The sequence below is a fragment of the Deltaproteobacteria bacterium genome, from assembly GCA_016208165.1.
In the GTDB taxonomy this organism is placed as follows: domain Bacteria; phylum Desulfobacterota; class Desulfarculia; order JACQYL01; family JACQYL01; genus JACQYL01.
The window spans coordinates 7963-25196 of record JACQYL010000121.1 but is presented as its reverse complement, the minus strand read 5'-3'; the positions used below and the strand labels follow the sequence as shown (position 1 = coordinate 25196).

General features: G+C 56.0%; 17 protein-coding genes and 2 pseudogenes (1 of these 19 running past the window's edge). 14 read left to right on the top strand and 5 right to left on the bottom strand.

All coding sequences use genetic code 11. The features are described from left to right. Positions 1-491: 491 nt before the first annotated feature. The 3 genes from HY788_21905 (at position 492) to HY788_21895 (ending at position 4411) form a co-directional block, all read left to right on the top strand. On the top strand, positions 492-2051 hold the full coding sequence (locus HY788_21905; protein MBI4776799.1) for a DUF116 domain-containing protein: 1560 nt from the start codon (positions 492-494) through the stop codon (positions 2049-2051). A gap of 158 nt (positions 2052-2209) precedes the next feature. Then, positions 2210-3289: an NAD(P)/FAD-dependent oxidoreductase gene (locus HY788_21900; protein ID MBI4776798.1), complete on the top strand. Its 1080-nt coding sequence runs from the start codon at positions 2210-2212 to the stop codon at positions 3287-3289. Between the two features lie 45 nt (positions 3290-3334). After that, on the top strand, positions 3335-4411 hold the full coding sequence (locus tag HY788_21895; GenBank protein MBI4776797.1) for a radical SAM protein: 1077 nt from the start codon (positions 3335-3337) through the stop codon (positions 4409-4411). A 10-nt stretch (positions 4412-4421) separates the two neighbouring features. Here HY788_21895 and HY788_21890 read toward each other — a convergent pair whose 3' ends face one another. Next, entirely contained in the window at positions 4422-4832 is a 411-nt protein-coding gene (locus tag HY788_21890) for a HEPN domain-containing protein (GenBank protein ID MBI4776796.1), read from the bottom strand. Further along, the gene (locus HY788_21885) at positions 4822-5130 is read right to left on the bottom strand and encodes a nucleotidyltransferase domain-containing protein (GenBank protein MBI4776795.1); all 309 of its coding nucleotides are present in this window, start codon (positions 5128-5130) and stop codon (positions 4822-4824) included. The genes HY788_21890 and HY788_21885 overlap by 11 nt, the downstream gene beginning before the upstream one ends. Positions 5131-5418: 288 nt before the next feature. Here HY788_21885 and HY788_21880 point away from each other — a divergent pair, with 288 nt between their 5' ends. After that, the gene (locus HY788_21880) at positions 5419-5757 is read left to right on the top strand and encodes a hypothetical protein (protein MBI4776794.1); all 339 of its coding nucleotides are present in this window, start codon (positions 5419-5421) and stop codon (positions 5755-5757) included. Positions 5758-5949: 192 nt separating this feature from the next. Beyond that, the gene (locus HY788_21875; protein ID MBI4776793.1) at positions 5950-7488 is read left to right on the top strand and encodes a diguanylate cyclase; all 1539 of its coding nucleotides are present in this window, start codon (positions 5950-5952) and stop codon (positions 7486-7488) included. 190 nt (positions 7489-7678) lie between these two features. Here the strand turns inward: HY788_21875 and HY788_21870 are convergent, their stop codons facing one another. The 3 genes from HY788_21870 to HY788_21860 all read right to left on the bottom strand — a co-directional run bounded on the left by HY788_21870 (position 7679) and on the right by HY788_21860 (position 9535). Further along, on the bottom strand, positions 7679-8224 hold the full coding sequence (locus HY788_21870; GenBank protein MBI4776792.1) for a cob(I)yrinic acid a,c-diamide adenosyltransferase: 546 nt from the start codon (positions 8222-8224) through the stop codon (positions 7679-7681). Between the two features lie 130 nt (positions 8225-8354). Continuing rightward, positions 8355-8732 carry a cupin domain-containing protein gene (locus tag HY788_21865; protein ID MBI4776791.1) on the bottom strand — a complete coding sequence of 126 codons (378 nt, stop codon included), beginning with the start codon at positions 8730-8732 and terminating at the stop codon, positions 8355-8357. Between the two features lie 383 nt (positions 8733-9115). Next, on the bottom strand, positions 9116-9535 hold the full coding sequence (locus HY788_21860) for a hypothetical protein (GenBank protein MBI4776790.1): 420 nt from the start codon (positions 9533-9535) through the stop codon (positions 9116-9118). A gap of 621 nt (positions 9536-10156) precedes the next feature. Here HY788_21860 and HY788_21855 point away from each other — a divergent pair. The 9 genes and pseudogenes from HY788_21855 to HY788_21815 form a co-directional block, all read left to right on the top strand. Then, positions 10157-10942, top strand: coding sequence for an alpha/beta hydrolase (locus HY788_21855; GenBank protein MBI4776789.1), 786 nt, complete (start codon positions 10157-10159; stop codon positions 10940-10942). A gap of 627 nt (positions 10943-11569) precedes the next feature. Beyond that, the gene (locus HY788_21850; protein MBI4776788.1) at positions 11570-12364 is read left to right on the top strand and encodes an enoyl-CoA hydratase/isomerase family protein; all 795 of its coding nucleotides are present in this window, start codon (positions 11570-11572) and stop codon (positions 12362-12364) included. Then, positions 12361-12936 (top strand): flavodoxin family protein, encoded by a 576-nt coding sequence (locus HY788_21845; GenBank protein ID MBI4776787.1) that lies wholly within the window; start codon positions 12361-12363, stop codon positions 12934-12936. Before HY788_21850 ends, HY788_21845 begins: the two co-directional genes overlap by 4 nt. Before the next feature lie 24 nt (positions 12937-12960). Next, positions 12961-13545 (top strand): annotated as a pseudogene (locus HY788_21840) (AMP-binding protein). Between the two features lie 19 nt (positions 13546-13564). Next, positions 13565-14242, top strand: coding sequence for an AMP-binding protein (locus HY788_21835; protein ID MBI4776786.1), 678 nt, complete (start codon positions 13565-13567; stop codon positions 14240-14242). Between the two features lie 50 nt (positions 14243-14292). After that, positions 14293-15504 (top strand): substrate-binding domain-containing protein, encoded by a 1212-nt coding sequence (locus tag HY788_21830; protein MBI4776785.1) that lies wholly within the window; start codon positions 14293-14295, stop codon positions 15502-15504. Between the two features lie 81 nt (positions 15505-15585). Then, positions 15586-16353, top strand: a complete 768-nt coding sequence (locus HY788_21825; protein MBI4776784.1) for an ABC transporter ATP-binding protein — start codon at positions 15586-15588, stop codon at positions 16351-16353. After that, entirely contained in the window at positions 16346-17056 is a 711-nt protein-coding gene (locus HY788_21820) for an ABC transporter ATP-binding protein (protein MBI4776783.1), read from the top strand. The genes HY788_21825 and HY788_21820 overlap by 8 nt, the downstream gene beginning before the upstream one ends. Before the next feature lie 11 nt (positions 17057-17067). Next, positions 17068-17234, top strand: a pseudogene (locus HY788_21815) (branched-chain amino acid ABC transporter permease) (it continues 899 nt past the right edge of the window).

The window sequence follows — 17234 nt, the reverse complement described above, 5'->3', positions numbered from 1 at the left end:
TACTGAGATCGCGCCCATGCTATCCTTGAGAGGTCGGAGGCATTCTTTATGTTTTCAAAGAGCAAAAGACATCAAAATTTCGGAATTCCGCCTTGACTCTCAAGACGGTATCTACAAACCCTACGGCCGGCATGGTCGGCGCAGCGGCACCCGCGGGAAGCTATGAGGCGCGTCGGAGGTCGTCCGTAGGTTGGGTTGAGCACGGCGAAACCCAACAATTCAAGGCACATCGCAGCCGTGTTGGGTTACGCTCGCTAACGCGACCCACGAGACCGAGCGACATAGGCCGAGCCCATTCGGGTTGATGCGGGGATGGACGGAAAGCAGGTTGGGTTGAGGAACGAAACCCAACAATTTCAATGCGTTGGGTTACGTTCGCGTTGCTCGCTAACCCAACCTTGTCACCGGAGTTATAAGGGAAGTGAAAAAACCCGCGCCGATCAAGATTCTGGTCTGGTAATGAAATCCCCCAAGCACATCCGAGCCTTTCTATGCAGACCTGGAGGCTGTTAGACACGCCGCCCATGACGGCCCATGAAAACATGGCCCTCGACGATACGCTTCTCGAGCTGAAAGGCAAGGGCGAAACGCCCAACACCATCCGTTTTCTACAGTTCTCCCCCAGAGCCGTTCTGGTAGGCTATCACCAGTCCATCGAGGAGGAGGTCCGGACCGGGTACTGTCTGTCGAACGGGATACACATGAACCGACGAATCACGGGCGGCGGCGCCATTTTCTTTGATGAGAATCAGTTGGGATGGGAAGTGATCTGCGAAAAGGCGTTTTTCAACGTGGAAGTCCCCAACAGGACGCTCTTCAGGAAACTCTGCGATCCGGTGGTGACCGCTCTCGATGTGTTGGGCCTGCGGGCCGCTTTTCGTCCCCGTAACGATATCGAAATATCGGGCCGGAAGATCTCAGGCACGGGAGGCACCGAATCCGAAGACGCGTTCCTTTTTCAAGGCACCATGCTGGTGGATTTTGATGTTGAAACCATGCTCAGGAGCCTCAGGATTCCGGTGGAAAAGCTCAAGGCAAAGGAGATCGATTCCATAAAGGATCGGGTGACCTGTCTTAAATGGGAATTGGGGTACGTACCTTCTCTCGAGGATATCAAACAGGCGATTCGAACCGGCTTCGAAAAACATCTGGGCGTCGCTCTCGAGCCGGGCGGGCTGACGGACTCGGAGAAGCGGCTCTTCGAAAGAAAAGTCGACTACTACGCGTCTTCGGAATGGATACATCTCGTTCGTTCGAGGCACGCCAAACAGGAAGTGGTCCAGGCCGCCTATAAAGCGGACGGCGGTATGGTGCGCGTAAGCCTGCTGGTGGACCTGGCCGGCAAACGGATAAAGGACGCATACATCACCGGGGATTTCCTGTCCTTTCCCACACGCGCGCTGTTCGACATGGAGGCGGTGCTCAGGGGCGCGAGGCTGGATCGTGATCATATCCATGGGATCCTCCAGGGCTTTTTTGCGGATCGAATCCGGATACCCGGCATGCGGTGCGAGGATTTCCTCAAACCGATCGATCTGGCCCTCGAGAAAACGGCCATCTCGAGACACGGTATTCCCCTCGACCACTGCAACCTGATTTCGGTCACCAACGGATCCTTCGACCAGGTCCTCCGCCAAAAGCCGTCGGTTTTGCTCCTGCCTTACTGTTCCAAGGATCTTTCCTGTAACCTGAGATACGAAAAAGAGTGCAATGCCTGTGGCAAGTGCTCCGTAGGACCGGCATGTGACCTGGCCAAGTCGAGAAACATGGAGGTGGTTTGCATCGTCAGTTTCGAAGATTTGATGCAGGAACTCTCCAATATGAAGAGCGCCGGAGTTTCAGCTTTTATTGGTTGTTGTTGCCAACCGTTTTTCACCAAACACGTGGACGACTTCGAACGTCTGGGTCTGCCCGGGATTTTCCTCGATATAGACGACACCACCTGCTACGAACTGGACCAGGCAAAAGAGGCGTACGCCGGGAAATTCTCCAGCCAGACCCAAGTCAACCTCGGCCTGCTCGAGGAAGTGCTCAACGCCATGGCGGCTTGACTGTGTCTTGTAATTGATTTTTATAAGATTTCTTGGGGAACCCTTTTGGAAAATCCCGCCGCGGCGGGACAAACCCTTCCCAAAACTTTCTGCGCGGGTTGCGCCGCTGTCGCGTCGCAACCGGAGCTGGTGGAGTCATCGAAAAAGGCGCAAACCTCATGAACCCGAAAATTACGGAAACCGATGTTCTCGTGGTGGGAGCGGGACCGGCAGGGTGTTCGGCCGCGCGCGCAGCCGTCCGGGAGGGAGCGCGGGTGCTGGTGGTCGAACGTCGTTCCAAGGTGGGCCTGCCCGTTCGATGCGCCGAGCTGATTCCTGCGCCTCTTCTGAAAGAAGTGGATGTCGGACGGGATTACGTGGTTCAACGAGTGCGAGGGTTAAGGACCGTCCTTCAAAACGGAGAAGAAACGGAAACGCGGGCCCCGGGGTTCACCATACGGCGTGATGTGTTCGATCAGGCGCTGGCTAGAGCCGCCGCCGGGGCCGGGGCGGAATTCATGCTCGCCACTAGCGCGGTGTCCCGGAAGAACGCTGAAGTGCTCCTGAAGAACAACGGGAGGCTGTTCGAGGTCAGGGCCAAGGTGATCGTCGGGGCGGACGGTCCTCATTCCCGCGTGGCCCGATGGATCGGATCCGAAAACCGTCATCGGATTCCCGCCGTCCAAATAACGGCGCCCCTAGTGAGTCCCCTCGAGTTCGGCGAGGTCTACTTTCATAGCGAAATCCGGGGCGGCTATGGATGGCTGTTCCCCAAAGGGTCTGAAGCCAACGTGGGCCTGGGTATGATTCCGGGAGGGGACGGCCGGCCGTCCCTTAGGGTAGTGCTTGAGGGATTTCTGGGCCGGCTGATAAAAGCCAAGAAGATCCAGGAGAAGGTCCTGGGCGGAACCGCGGGATGGGTTCCCGCGGAACCCATCAGGGCGATAACACGGGACAACGTTCTTCTCGCCGGCGACGCGGCGGGTCAGACGCACCCCATCACGGGCGCCGGCGTATTCCAGGCCGTGACCTGCGGGAGCATGGCCGGTGTTCACGCCGCGCGGGCGGCCGAAGCGGGGGACCTGACACTGCTGTCCCGATATGAACAAGAGTGGCTGAGTCTCTTCGGGCACAGCCACCAAAGGGCTGTCGAGAGGCGGCGACGGCTCGAGAACGAATGGTTTAGATTGGACGAGATCATCAAGCACTGCTGGATCGCATTCAGAGAATACTACAGCGAGGTCAACGGCGAATCATAGGGCCTAGCGGCCGATGAGCCAAGGCTATACGGAAACGAGAGAGAAATGCCCACTGAAGACGCGCACAATTTCGAGAGCCCTCATGCCGTGAGGATGAGTCTGGCGGCCGCCATGACGCTCGGCTACAAAAAAGGACTCTTCTACCGGAACGCCAGACTCTATTGCATCAACCTGTTGCTCACCTATCGTCAGGGATGTGCGGCCAAATGTGCTTACTGCGGCCTGTCGAGTCATCGTCGCGGCACGTACGAGGGGAAAAGCTTCATACGCGTGCCCTGGCCCATGTATCCGGTGGACGATATCCTGGAACGCATCTCCGAACGACAGGAGAGGGTCAAGAGAATCTGTATTTCCATGATCACCCACAAACGTGCGGTCCAGGATACGAAGGACGTGTGCCGGCGTTTGAGATCCGCCTTCGACATCCCGGTTTCCCTGCTGATCTCGCCTTCCATTGTCGGGTACGACGATCTTGTGGATTTCAAAGCCGCCGGGGCGGACAAGATCGGTGTGGCCATCGATACGGCGACGCCCGACCTGTTCGACCGATTCCGGGGATCTGGGGTTGGAGGGCCGCACAAATGGGACAGGTACTGGCAGTGTTTGACCGAGGCGCTTAGCGTGTTCGGAGAGGGTCATGCGGGCTCCCACTTCATGGTGGGCATGGGCGAAACCGAAGAGCAGATGTGCGCAGCCCTGCAGCGGGTCCGGGACGCAGGGGGTAGGACCCATCTGTTTTCGTTCTTCCCGGAACCGGATTCCAAAATGGCCGGGCATGAACCGCCTCCCCTGGATCAGTACCGTCGGATACAACTGGCTCGCTACCTGATCGACGGGGGACTCTTCCGGGCGGACAAGTTCGGTTATGACGGGAAAGGCCGCATCAGGGATTTTGGGCTTTTGCCGCGGGAACTCGACGAGGTCGTTGATTCGGGGGCGCCTTTTCGGACGAGCGGTTGCGAGGGATACGATGGGCAGGTGGCCTGCAACCGGCCCTTTGCCAACTCGCGGCCCGGCCCTCTCATGCGGAATTACCCCTTTCCGCCCATCCGGGAAGACGTTCTGCGGATCCGCGAGCAGCTCGGCTCGGCGGCAGGCGAGGGCTTGGAGAGGGAGGAGTGAGAAGCGTATCTTAGGGATCAGGGGGAAAATCGCCCGGCTGCAAAGTAACCCATACCCGTTTTCGGATCTTACCGGCGATCTCCAAAGCCTCCTCACAGATTGCGGTTTCGGGTTCCATGTACGGCAATGCCGTGTAGACCGGGTATTTGGACGGCACATAGATGGCGTCCATCAGGTCCATTTCATCCTCAGCAAGGACGACTGAGATGTCCTGGGACCCGAGAAGGCCCGCCAGTTCACGGATGCTGTGGGTCCGCCGGAATTCGATGTCCAGCTCGACGATCATCGCCTTCAGATACTTTTCTACGGCCTGCTGAGCGTTCTGGAGACAGGCATTCAGGTGACCATGTTCCAGCGTTAACCGGGCGACGGCGAGATTTTCGTCCGCAAAAGACAGCCACGTCCGCGTTTCATCTTTCATACAGGATCTCGCCCCTCTCAATCTCTGTCAGGAAAGCGTCTCGCTGCGAGGTCTTACGCAGGGGGATCACATCCAGCGGGATGGTCTTGGAGACGTTCCGCAGGTTCTTCCGGTACTTAAGAGCCAAAGGATAGTAGCTTTCGTTCGAATCCTGAAACACGGCAATGTCCAAATCGTGTGGATCATCGGAAGTCACGAACGATCCGAAGATGACCACACGCTGAACTTCCGGAAACTCCGATAGACGCGCGGTAATTTCTTTCTTCAACCTTTCCTTGGTCTCGGGCGGCACGCGCATTTTCCGTTCCCTGTTTTGCCCCACGTTTTCGTGTCGAACTGGGGGGCTTTTCTTGAGTTCGGTCGTTGAGTATTTGTGAATCCATTTGAGTAGACGATGTTGACGTGCCTCCATCATGCTGCTTAAATCCAGCCTGTGGCGGCAGGCGATTCAATGCGCTCTCGAAAACCTCTTCGCTCCACCATCCTTACAGGGCTCGAAACCGATGAGAAGACTCGAAACGGAACGACTTCCATCCGCGGTGCATTTAGTTCAGCGTACGCTTGAAAAGCATCGGAGACAGAGACGGTGCAAGCATTACCCCTTATTGGATCTCTTCGTTGTCAAGAGAGCCGTCATGTCAGAAAATGGTTCTCTTCCGAATTGTTCCCTATCTTCTATCAGCTTTCGCCGAAAGCGCACAACTATTTTGTTTCTGGGACGACGGCTGTGTTCGTCTTCTATCGGGCCGCGATCATCCAAGCATTTCCTTCTTGCTTAGCTTTGAATCGTACCTCAATTCTGGATAGAGGTGCTTGTGTGTTGGTGATTTCTATTGTTAAGATAGAACCAAATCCATCGGTCTTTGGTTCGATGGAGGCGCCGGTTGATATTTTGTTTTCTGCAGATCTTGTCACCAAGCAGTAACTGCTCTTGTCGCCGGTATTCATGGGTGACTACGGATTGGGGAATTTCTATTGTCGATGGCGTGTTCTCAGTCGAAGTGCGCCGACTTTACCTCAGGCCCGGGGTGTCTTTCAGTCGACATTCCGTTGATATTCGCACCGCCACTTTGAGGCTATCGATACACAATCGAGCAACTGGTGAGAGGGCTCCGTTTTGGGTACATTGATTCGGCCGGACGACCTGGCGGATATGTTCATAGAAGCTGCGGAAGGCCTGGCCGCCGGAGGCGAGTCTTTGACCCGATCCAATCTGCTGCGAATGCTTGCCGGGGATCCTCGGTTCACCGGAATCCAATCGAAAACGCAAAGTGTGAACCCATCGTCGGGACAAGGTGGCTCTCTGTTGTCGGAGCCGGACTCTCACATTCTGGAGCGCGAGGAGTTCTTCAGAGGCGTTTTGGCCCGAATGGCCGACCTGTTGGGTCATCAAAAAAGTTTTGATGTCAAGAACGCCTTGAACGCCTTCAAGGAACACCTCCTTGAGGGATCGAAAGCGGAGGTTCTGGAGAATGCATTCAAGATTGTGATGCTCAAGGTTTGTGAAGGCGGCCCGTCAGGAACGGGGCTCAAGTCCGGGTCCCACTCCGAAAAGACCTTGGCCGCCGGCTTGAACGGTCCGAAGGATCTCGTCTCTCAGGATCTGCTGGAGGTGCTTAAGGATCTGCATCTCGAGATTCTGGAAGGCCTGCACCTGGACCTAGACGAAACGTATCTCGAGAGAATCGGGGCTTTGAAGGAGTCCATTCGAACCAGCAAAGACATAGAGTCCTTCCGTTCGCTAAGGCCCGAGCTTGAGAGCATCATCAGGTACTACTCCCAGCAGTTCTTTGAAGAACGACGCAATGCCTCGTTGTTCGTATCCGAGATTATCGAGCATCTGGAAGGATTGGAGAAGGAGATGACCGCAACGGCAGATCATCCCAGGGAATTGAGCAAGGCAAGCAACCGTTTTCATGCCTCACTGGAAACGGACGTGGAACAGTTGTCCAAATCCATAAGGGAAATGCACAGCCTGGATGACCTGAAGCACATTGTTCTGGCCAGACTGGACAAAGTGAGGCAAGTTCTCAAACATAAACGGTTGGAAGACGAAGCTCGATTCGAGGAGGCCGTGAGGAGTACGGAGGCGCTGAAAGTCCAGGTGCAGAAGTTGAGGACTACCGTTGAGAGGATCGAAAGCGAGAAAAAGGAGCTTGCATCCAAGATCGGGAAGGATCCGCTGACCTCGACCCTGAACCGGATGGCATTCAATGAACATCTGGACGATGAATTGGAACGGTTCCGAAGGTATCAACGCACCTTCAGCATCATCATGATGGATATCGACCATTTTAAACAGATCAACGATACATACGGCCACACCATGGGAGACCGCTGTTTGAAGGAGGTCGTTCGAAAGGCCCAGGCCGTGCTTCGAAGAAACGACCTGTTTGCGCGGTATGGAGGCGAGGAATTCGCCATCATCTTGCCCGAGTGCACCCAGGATCGGGGCTTCAAGGTTGCCGAAAAGGTGCGGCAGATCGTCGATGAAACGGAATTCACGGAAGGAGAGGAACGGTTCTCCGTTACCCTTTCTCTCGGGGTAACGGAATCCCGGAAGGAAGACAAGAGTAGTGAAGATCTCATCGTTCGGGCCGACCGGGCCCTCTACCGGGCCAAGGAATTGGGCCGAAACCGAGTCGAGGCTTGTTGATGCCGGGCGGCCGGGCCGTTTAACTCCGTTCTCTGTCGGCGGGCGGACAAGGTTGGGTTGAAGTGAGGAAGAGAACACATCAAGCACGGCTGTTCATCTTGGGTGACGCTCGCTGCTGTCGCTGACCCAACCAGTTTGCGGAAGATGAAGGACCTTCCTATCGCATCAGCCCCTACGCTCGATATCCCCATCAATATTCGATGCCCATTCTGGCTTGTACGCCCTGGTTGTAGTAGTGGCGTACGTTGCGTATTTCTATGACCTGGTGCGCTCTCTTCATGACCTCGGGATGCGCTTTTTGCCCGGTCAGAACCAGGTTCATTCCCGGCGGTTTGTCGTCGATGAGAGAAAGAACCTCCTTGAGAGGAATCATTTGGAAGTAGATGGCCATGTTGATTTCATCCAGTATCATGAGATGGTACTGTTCTCCGTGCATCACTTCGCGGGCGAACCTCAGGGCCCGCTCAGCCTTTATCATATCAAGCGTATGTCGGGGGACCGACGGATCGGAGACCTTGTGTGAATGGATAAATCCCGGCTTTCCCACGGGCAGGAACACGAGGTCATGGGGAAACCAGTTGATTAACAGCTCTTCCCCTCTTCTCAGTGCGGGTTTCATGAATTGGAACACGCACACGCACTTGTTTGCGCATAATGTATTTAGGGCTTCGCCCAGCGCCGAAGTGGTTTTCCCTTTACCGTCTCCAGTATATACACGAATATGACCGCTGGACATGAGCAACTCCTATTCTTCGGTCCACATGCTAATCCCCAAGGTTTTTACTCTTTCGCCCCCAACCGAGTTATTCCTTTTTCAACTTGAGCCTCGCCGCATCTAGTGCAAGCGTTCCGGCAACCGCCGAATCTCACCGGCAGTCTACCAGCTCTTCGTCTCCTTCCCGCCACATGGGATCTACGATGCACAGAAACGCGAGGTCTTGCACTCCCACGTTTTGGATGTGTTGGACCGAGCCGGGTGGAATATACACGATCTGCCCCGCATGCACGCGAGCCGATTCGCCGTCGATGATCATGAGACCTTCGCCTTCGAGGATGTAGTACAATTCAGCCGACGACTTCAACCGATGGGGGAGGGAGGATTCATTGCGTCTCAACCTAGCGTGGGCCACACTGCAGCGGAGAGACAGCTCGGGCTCCGTTTTTGCCGGATGCAGCAACTCGCACAAAGTGGTGCCGTCGAGGGCTCTAAAATAATCCGAGTGCCGGATGTCTTTGATGAACATGTTGGTATCCCCGCCAGAGATCTATCCGAAGTTTGTCCTCGTCCGGTTTCATCGGCGGAACTGTGTGATGACTAAACAGAAATGTCAAGGGAAGAATGGGGACGTGTTGGATTTCCTGGGCCGCTATCTCAATCCGACCCCGCCTAGGGAGAGGCGGAGTCGCTGTTGTGGGCGCGGATCGGCTGCGACGGGTCGGGAGAACCATGAAGATATGGATATGCTCCTTCCGCCGCAACCGTCTATAGCCGGCTCTTCAACAAAAGAGGTGAACCTTCCTCCCGAGGGTCTCGGAAGGTTTTTGCTATTCATGTTCGGGATCGGTTCTCTCGTGTCCTCACTATAGGTGGTTAGGCCTATTGGATTCACACTTATGGTTCAGATGTTCACGGATAAGAAGGACAAACGGTGCAAACGGAATCGCCCACCTTTCTCGCTGTTCCTTTACAGGTTCCGGCTTCGAAATCAACAGGGTTCTGGTTCTGGGTAATGAAACTCATCTCAGAAGCTTTCTTGCCTATTTTCCCCGTAACAATGTTATCCCAGCAAGTGATGTATATGTTCTTATCGTCTATGGCTCCGTAACATGGTTTTGCATCTGCTTCATCCTCACAGTTGTAAACGTAAAATAGGCCTTCGGCTTGGCCTGCGATTATGATATTAAAGTTACCATCCTCCGGCGCCGGCGGCATTTCGCCAATGCAATCCATGTGTACGGCCCAGCACCCTTCGAGATCGGCTTCACCGAATGCCGTGTTGCCGATAAGAACGAGGGGAAGTACAAAAAGGACACATAACTTTTTCATGGTACGACCTCCTTTTTATTATACATTGGTGTTTCGTGACTCCCCAAGACGGACCTGTGGCATTTCAGGGACGCTCATGGAACCTGGATTAAACACAGCCCTAACGACGGGGCCGTTCGGCTCTGCCTGAACACGGCTATTGGTATGGATGGTGGAGTTGAGCACTCGATGTATCCCTATTGTGAGTATATGAAGACCTGACGGAGTGAGTCAACTAGGAATAATTCCGTATAGAAGATACTAAGGCAGGACACCCAAGGATTCCTGAATCGAACCGAAAAGAATCGGAGCAAGCTGTCACGGCAAACAACAACCCGCTCGGTTGCATCTTCGATGAACTCGCAAAAAGTCGAAAGTGGCCATTTTCCGTCATTCCGGCGAAAGCCGGCATCCAGCAATTTCAAATAGTTCTGGATGCCGGATCGGGTCCGGCATGACGACCTGGGGACTTTTTACGAAGGCATCATCCTTATGAAACAAGTGTATCTCGGCCTGGGACCGTGTTACAATGCATGCTCTCATGTTGTGCCGCCGGGCAAACAAAAGGACGCGCGAAATGCACTGCCGAAACGACAGCGGCAGAGCCCGCTTTGACACAGATGCCGCAAGGAGAAGTGGTCCATGAAGATTCAAAAAGTGACGGTCAACAACTACCAGGTCAGCCTTTCGACGAGCGGGAAGGGCCTCCAAAAGGTGCGGAAAACATTGGTGCTGATTCACGGAGCGGGCTGCAACCACGCGTTTTGGGAAGACCAGCTCGAGGCCTGGGAGGGTGAGATAGACATCGTGGCTCCCGACCTGCCGGGACACGGCGAAACCGACGGCGCCGCCCTCGAATCCATGGAGCAGTATGCGCAGTGGCTCCAAACATTGACCGCAACGCTGGACCTGTCCTCTTTTATTCTCTTGGGGCATTCCATGGGCGGTGGGATCGTGCTGCGGGCTGCTCTCGACCGTATTCCGGGCCTCGAGGGCCTCGTTCTCTGCTCCACGGGCGCCCGCATGCCCGTCAATTCTTGGATTCTCGAGAACGCGGTGACGCACTTTTCCGAAACCCTGCAGCTTGCGGCCAATTACTGCTTCCCCAAGGAAGCGCCGGAGGCATGGCGGCGGAGAATTGCCTCGCACATGGCGACCTGCCCGCCCGAAAGCCTGTATTGGGATTTCAGGGTTTGCAACGAGTGGAACGCGCGGGATCGCGTGCATGAAATCAGCCTGCCCGCCCTCATCCTGCACGGCGACATGGACATGCTGACTCCCCTGAAATTCGGCGCATTCCTTCACGAGAATATGGCAAACTCCAAGCTGGTGGTATTGGATGGAACGGGCCATATGCCCATGATCGAGCGGAAGGAGCGGTTCAACGAAGAAGTGCTCTCGTTTGTGCGAACGATTTCCGGTAACTGATATCGTTTACCGACCCCTGGGGAACGAGGCATCTGCAATGCTCTTGAAGTGAGCGCGGTTTAGAAAACGGAGCCGAGCCGATCGAACTCGCCGGCCGGGGTAAGGCCTGTTTGAACATCAGGATACAGGGTTTGAATATCCCCCCTGATATAGAGAAAAGAAGGAACGTTTCCCGCCGTCGACTTTTCATTTCGGGTCCTCCCATGCCTCACGGCAACCAAAATGAGTGTAGGGTCTTTCTTCCATAACATCTCCTTTGCTTGGAGATTATGTTCTCCATACTACCACATAGTTCAAAGGCCAATTACCGGCTTTCTTTGCTCCGAGTTCCGGAGAATTCAAGTCTACCGTTTTCCTCGATACGGCCTATACTTGAACTGCGGTTCCATATAAATCGGAGCACAACGACTGCACGGGCTCTTGGACTCTGGACAGCCATCTGAATTTGGTGTAAAGATAGATCCAGCTTTCCGGCGTGAGAATCGTACGCCCTGGTCCCAAAGGAGGGGCGCAAATGCCTCTGGGGCGCTTCCCGAGCCGAAGCCTTTCCCTGTCAACTTCCGGATCCAAAGCGCAATACGCGCTCCTTTCCGAGCGGGTGCGACGATGATCTCACGGTTCTCCCATATGGTTGTTTCACCGGAAGACGCCATCTGCAGGGTCACGATCAGCCGTCCCAGGGACCGCAACTCCATTCATTCCGAACTCATGATCGAACTTCACGATTTCATGGACGAGGTCGAGAAGACCTCCATCCGGGCGGTGGTTTTTTCCGGCGCCGGGGAAACGCATTTCATTGGCGGTGCGGACGGCGTGGAAATGATGCAGCTCCAGCCGCAGGAGGCGTTCCGTTTTTCCCGGCGTATACAGGCCCTGTTCAACCGCATGGAGTCCAGCCCACTCGTTCTGGTGGCCGCCATCGACGGGCTTTGTTTTGGCGGCGGATTCGAATTCGCCATGGCTTGCGACCTGAGAGTGGCTTCTCTCAGATCCCGCATCGGGCTGCCCGAGGTGAAAGTGGGGCTCATACCCGGCGGGGGAGGGACCCAGCGGCTTTCCCGTCTCGTAGGTTTCGGCCGGGCCCTCGAGATGATTCTGAGCGGCCGGCTGTATAAAGGCGACGAAGCCGCGGCCCTGGGACTCGTTCACCTGGTGGTCGACCACGACGAACTCGATGAAGGCGTTCGAATACTTCTCGAGCCCGTTCTACGGCAACCTCAATTCGCTCTGTCGCTGGCGAAACGTGCGGTATACGCGGCCCGCACCGGATCCGTCGAGGCCGGCCTGGGGCTCGAAAGCGAGCAGTTCTCCCACTGTTTCGAGCAGGACTTTTTTCGAAACCTCATGCGGGAACAGCTCAAATCCGGAGCCCTGACCACGTCCGCCGATATTTCGCATCTGTTTCCGGAGGAGGAGGAATGAAGGTCGTCGGTATCGCGGGAAGCCTGAGACCCAAAAGCAACACCCTTGAATACGTCAAAACGGCTCTGGATGTGTTTGACAAAGCCGGGTTTGAGACGGATCTCATCTCGCTGAGGGACAAGAGGATCGAACCCTGCACCGGCTGCTACGACTGTGTCAAGAAAGCATACTGCACGATCGGGGATGACGATTTCGACTCGATCCTCGAACACATGCGAAACGCGGAAGGGATCATTCTCGGGTCGCCCGTTTACCTTTCGTCCGTGGCGCCTCAGATGATGGCGCTCTTAGCACGGGCCACGTTCGTGGCGTACTGGAACGACAAATTTTTTTCCGGCAAGGTAGGCGGCCCTATCACCGTTGCCAGGCGGGCCGGCCACAACATGGCGTTCTCTCAACTGCTTCTCTGGTTTTTCATCAACGGAGTCACCGTTCCCGGCTCCACCTATTGGAATGTCGGCGTGGCCGGGGCGGGTGGAGCGAGAGACGCGCACAAAGACGAAGAAGGCATGTCCACGGTCATCCATTTCGCCGATAACATGATATCGGTCATGCGTAAGATCTTTGTATGAAGCTTTAAAAAAGGAGGCGCCGGTTTGATAACCGGGATCGGTTCCTGGCTGACCGAAAGGGAATTCCTGACGCCGGACAAGGAAGCTCTGGTGGAAGGGGAAGCGCGACTTACGTACAAAGCGCTGAACCGGAGCGTTAACCGGCTGTGCCGGGCGCTGCAGGGGATGGGACTCGATAAGGGCGACCGGATCGGTATCCTTTCCACCAATCGGGTCGAGTTCGTCCAGGTCCTTATGGCGGCCGCCAAACTGGGCTTGATTGTGGTCCCGCTGAACTGGCGTCTTACCCCTTCGGAACTGGCCTATAATCTGACCGACAGCGGCACGGAGACGCTCCTTCTGGATTCCGGGCTGTCTGAACTTGGAAAGAGTCTTCCGGAACAGGTTCATCTCAGACGAATCATCGCATTCGGGGAGAACCGGCTTTCGGGAAGGGACTCGTACGAAGACCTGCTGGCTTCCCAATCGGAAAACGAACCCGAAGTCCCTTCGCCGCCGGATCTGGATTCGCCGCATATTATCATGTATACGGCGGGCACCACGGGCAGGCCCAAAGGCGCGGTGCTGACCCAGGGGGCGAGCTTCTGGAACGCCTTGAACCTGAACCTCGCAAAACGTGCGCCTGGTCATGAGCGGCGGGGCGCCGTTGCCCGTAAATATGGTTCGGCAATATCACGAAAAGGGGATTGTGCTGCAGCAGGGCTTCGGAATGAGCGAGGCCGCCCCCGGCATTGCCACGCTGAGCAAGGACTTGGCCATGAAGAAGGCGGGCTCCATCGGACGCGCGGTGTTCCACCTCGAAGCCCGGGTGGTGGATGGCGACATGCACGAGGTGGCGCCGGGAGACGTCGGGGAACTCGTCATTCGAGGGCCGAATCTTATGAAGGAGTACTGGAACCGACCCGAGGCCACGGAAGAAGCCTTTGCCGGGGGATGGTTTCACACCGGCGATCTCGCGCGCATGGACGAGGACGGCGATCTCTATATCGTGGAACGCAAGAAGGACATGTTCATTTCCGGGGGCGAGAACGTATACCCCGCCGAGGTGGAAAACGTCATCTACGAAAACCCCAAAGTGGCTGAAGTGGCCGTCATCGGCGTGAAAGATGAGAAATGGGGCGAAGTGGGCTGCGCCGTGGTTGTTCCAAAGCCGGGCCAGTCCCTTACGGCGGAGGAAATTCTCGGTCCCCTGAAAGGAAGGTTGGCCAAGTACAAGATACCCAAAAGCGTGGTCCTGGCGGATCGCCTCCCGAGAAACGCCGCGGGGAAGGTGCTCAAGACCGTGCTGAGGGAAAAGCAGTCCTGAGGCCGCTCCTGGGTCATCGTACAGGAGCGTTGAATCCAACAAGACGTAGCATGAGGAGGAACGGTATGAGAATCGGAGCCCTTACAAAGGTGATCGCGCTGGCTGTGATGATATTGGTTTTGGCCGGAGGTTCCGCCCTGGCGGCCGATCCGATCAAAATCGCCCAGGTCGTGGGAATCACGGGACCTCTCGAGGCCTATGCCAAGCAATCCGTCACGGGTTTCAAGATGGGCGTGGAGTATGCCACCAAAGGAACCTTCGAGGTGCTGGGCCGGCCCATTGAAATCATTGTGAAAGACACGCAAATGAAGCCGGACGTGGGCAAGCAACTCCTAACCGAAGCGTTCAAAGACGACAACGTGGATCTGGCGGTGGGTGGGGTTTCTTCCGCGGTGGCCGGCGCCATGTTGCCCGTGGCCGAGGAATTCAAGAAGATTCTGATCGTCGAGCCGGCGGTGGCCGATTCCATCACTGGCAAGGCATGGAACCGCTACATCTTCCGAACCGGGCGCAACTCGTCGCAAGACGCCATCTCGAACGCCGTCGCCATTGCAAAGCCCGGTGTTGTGATTGCAACATTGGCTCAGGACTATGCTTTCGGAAGGGATGGAGTGGCCGCCTACAAGGAAGCTGCGATAGCCCTGGGCGCCAAAGTCGTGCACGAGGAATACGCGCCCATCCAAACCACGGACTTCACCGCTCCGGTGCAGCGCATTATCCAGGCCATGAAGGACGAGCAAGGAGACAAGTATCTCTTCATCGTGTGGGCCGGGAAAGGCAATCCGTTCAAAATCGTGGACATGAAGATCCAAGAGAAGTACGGCATCAAAATCACCACGGGGGGCAACATCCTGGACGCGCTGAAGGGGTATAAACCCCTCGAGGGCATGGAAGGGGCGGGTTACTATTATTACGAAAACCCCAAGAACGAAATCAACGACTGGCTTGTAACGGAACATATCAAACGTTTCAACAGCCCGCCCGACTTCTTCACTTGCGGCGGTATGTCCGCCGGCATTGCGGTGGTCGAGGCCCTGTCCAAGGCGGGGAGCACGGACACGGAAGCCCTGATCAAGACCATGGAAGGCATGCATTTCTTCACGCCTAAAGGGGAAATGGTCTTCCGCGCCGAAGATCACCAGGCCCTGCAGTCCATGTACCACTTCAAGATCGTGGTAAAACCCGACGTCGAATGGGCCGTTCCTGAACTGGTTCGGGAACTGACCTGGAAAGACATGGATATTCCCATTCGGAACAAGTAATTTCGCCGGGCGGCGGTCTTCGTACACCGCGAAGCATCGCCGCTCCATCGGAACGAGAAACCACTCGCAGGAGAACCCGTTTTGCAGGATTCACCGCTCCTAGAAACAAAGGACTTGACCATCCAGTTCGGCGGGAACGTGGCAGTGAATCGGGTGAATCTGCGGGTCGAGCCGTTCAGATTGAAATCCATCATAGGACCCAACGGCGCGGGCAAGACCACCCTGTTCAATCTGATCAGCGGCCAATACAGGCCTACGAGCGGCCGCATCGAATTCAAAGGCAAGGACATCACCGCTTTCAGGCCGGCGGACCGGACCAAGATGGGCATAGGTCGCTCGTTTCAGTTGACCAACATTTTTCCGAATTTGAGCGTGTTGGAAAACGTGCGTCTGGCCTTGCAGTCCAAGGCGGATATTGGGCTGATATTCTGGAAAAACTACCGGTCGTTCGCCGAATTCGAGGACCGGGCGTACGAGTTTCTAAAGCAGGTGCTCCTGGAGGACGCCTGGTCGAGGGAAGCGAGAAGCCTTACCCACGGGGAGAAACGTAAGCTCGAGATCGCGATCCTTCTGGGCCTGGACCCGGAGGTCCTGCTGCTGGACGAGCCCACGGCGGGCATGAGCCTCGAGGAAGTGCCCGCCATTCTCGAAATCATTCAGCGGATCAAAGCGGCCGGGAATCGAACGATTCTGCTGGTCGAACACAAATTCGACATGATCATGACGGTGTCGGACTCCATCGCCGTTCTGAAAGAAGGGCGCCTCATCTGCGACGACACTCCCGAAGCCGTGTCCTGCAACGAGGAGGTCCTGGAGGCCTATCTGGGTGGAGGCGTGGTTCATGGCTGAGACCATTCTGTCGCTGCAGGACGTCCACACCCACATCGGGCAGCATCATATCCTGCAAGGGGTCACTTTTGAAGTCAAACAGGGAAGGCCCACCGTGCTGCTCGGGAGAAACGGCGCCGGCAAGTCCACGACGCTTCGCACTATAATGGGGCTTACTCCGGCGAGTTCGGGCCGCATCATGCTCGGAGGTCGCGAGATTACGGGGAATAAGCCCTATGAAATCGCTCGCCTGGGCATCGGATTCGTGCCGGAAGATCAGGCGGTGCTGTACAGCTTGACCGTGGAGGAGAATTTTCGTCTGGCCATGCTGGATGAAACGGACCAGTCCTGGGAACGCATGGACACCATTTTCGATCTGTTTCCGGACCTGAAGAAGTTCTGGGGAAGCAAAGCGGGGGTTCTCTCGGGTGGGCAAAAGCAGATGCTGGCCATTGCCAGGGCGTTTGTCAGCGACCACCAGCTTTTGCTCATCGATGAACCTTCCAAGGGCCTGGCCCCTATCGTGGTGGAGCATTTGGGCGAGTCCCTCATTCGGATCAAAGACAAGACCACGGTGATTCTCGTGGAACAGAACTTCTATCTGGCCAGCAAGGTCGGTGTGGATACCTTTATAATGGATGACGGACGCGTGGTGCATCAAGGCGCGATGGAAGCGTTGGTGGACGATCGGGAACTTAAGCGGAAATATCTGGGAATCGGCTGACGGGTGCGGATATGACGACTGAAACGGCTACCGGGACCGTGGCGCCGGCCTCTAACGTGGATTGGAAGAAATGGGCCGGCTGGGTTGTCGGCGGGGGGATATGGTTTCTGCCCCTGTTGGTGATCGATGCGCCGACCTACATTGTGCTGACGATCGCCGGTCTGGCCATGGGCATGCT

What these genes read in the sequence shown, in the direction of transcription:
- HY788_21905 (MBI4776799.1), top strand. Translation starts at nt 492, where the DNA reads ATGCAGACCTGGAGGCTGTTAGACACGCCGCCCATGACGGCCCATGAA.
- HY788_21900 (MBI4776798.1), top strand. Translation starts at nt 2,210, where the DNA reads ATGAACCCGAAAATTACGGAAACCGATGTTCTCGTGGTGGGAGCGGGA.
- HY788_21895 (MBI4776797.1), top strand. Translation starts at nt 3,335, where the DNA reads ATGCCCACTGAAGACGCGCACAATTTCGAGAGCCCTCATGCCGTGAGG.
- HY788_21890 (MBI4776796.1), bottom strand. Translation starts at nt 4,832, where the DNA reads ATGAAAGATGAAACGCGGACGTGGCTGTCTTTTGCGGACGAAAATCTC.
- HY788_21885 (MBI4776795.1), bottom strand. Translation starts at nt 5,130, where the DNA reads ATGCGCGTGCCGCCCGAGACCAAGGAAAGGTTGAAGAAAGAAATTACC.
- HY788_21870 (MBI4776792.1), bottom strand. Translation starts at nt 8,224, where the DNA reads ATGTCCAGCGGTCATATTCGTGTATATACTGGAGACGGTAAAGGGAAA.
- HY788_21865 (MBI4776791.1), bottom strand. Translation starts at nt 8,732, where the DNA reads ATGTTCATCAAAGACATCCGGCACTCGGATTATTTTAGAGCCCTCGAC.
- HY788_21860 (MBI4776790.1), bottom strand. Translation starts at nt 9,535, where the DNA reads ATGAAAAAGTTATGTGTCCTTTTTGTACTTCCCCTCGTTCTTATCGGC.
- HY788_21855 (MBI4776789.1), top strand. Translation starts at nt 10,157, where the DNA reads ATGAAGATTCAAAAAGTGACGGTCAACAACTACCAGGTCAGCCTTTCG.
- HY788_21850 (MBI4776788.1), top strand. Translation starts at nt 11,570, where the DNA reads ATGGTTGTTTCACCGGAAGACGCCATCTGCAGGGTCACGATCAGCCGT.
- HY788_21845 (MBI4776787.1), top strand. Translation starts at nt 12,361, where the DNA reads ATGAAGGTCGTCGGTATCGCGGGAAGCCTGAGACCCAAAAGCAACACC.
- HY788_21835 (MBI4776786.1), top strand. Translation starts at nt 13,565, where the DNA reads ATGAGCGGCGGGGCGCCGTTGCCCGTAAATATGGTTCGGCAATATCAC.
- HY788_21830 (MBI4776785.1), top strand. Translation starts at nt 14,293, where the DNA reads ATGAGGAGGAACGGTATGAGAATCGGAGCCCTTACAAAGGTGATCGCG.
- HY788_21820 (MBI4776783.1), top strand. Translation starts at nt 16,346, where the DNA reads ATGGCTGAGACCATTCTGTCGCTGCAGGACGTCCACACCCACATCGGG.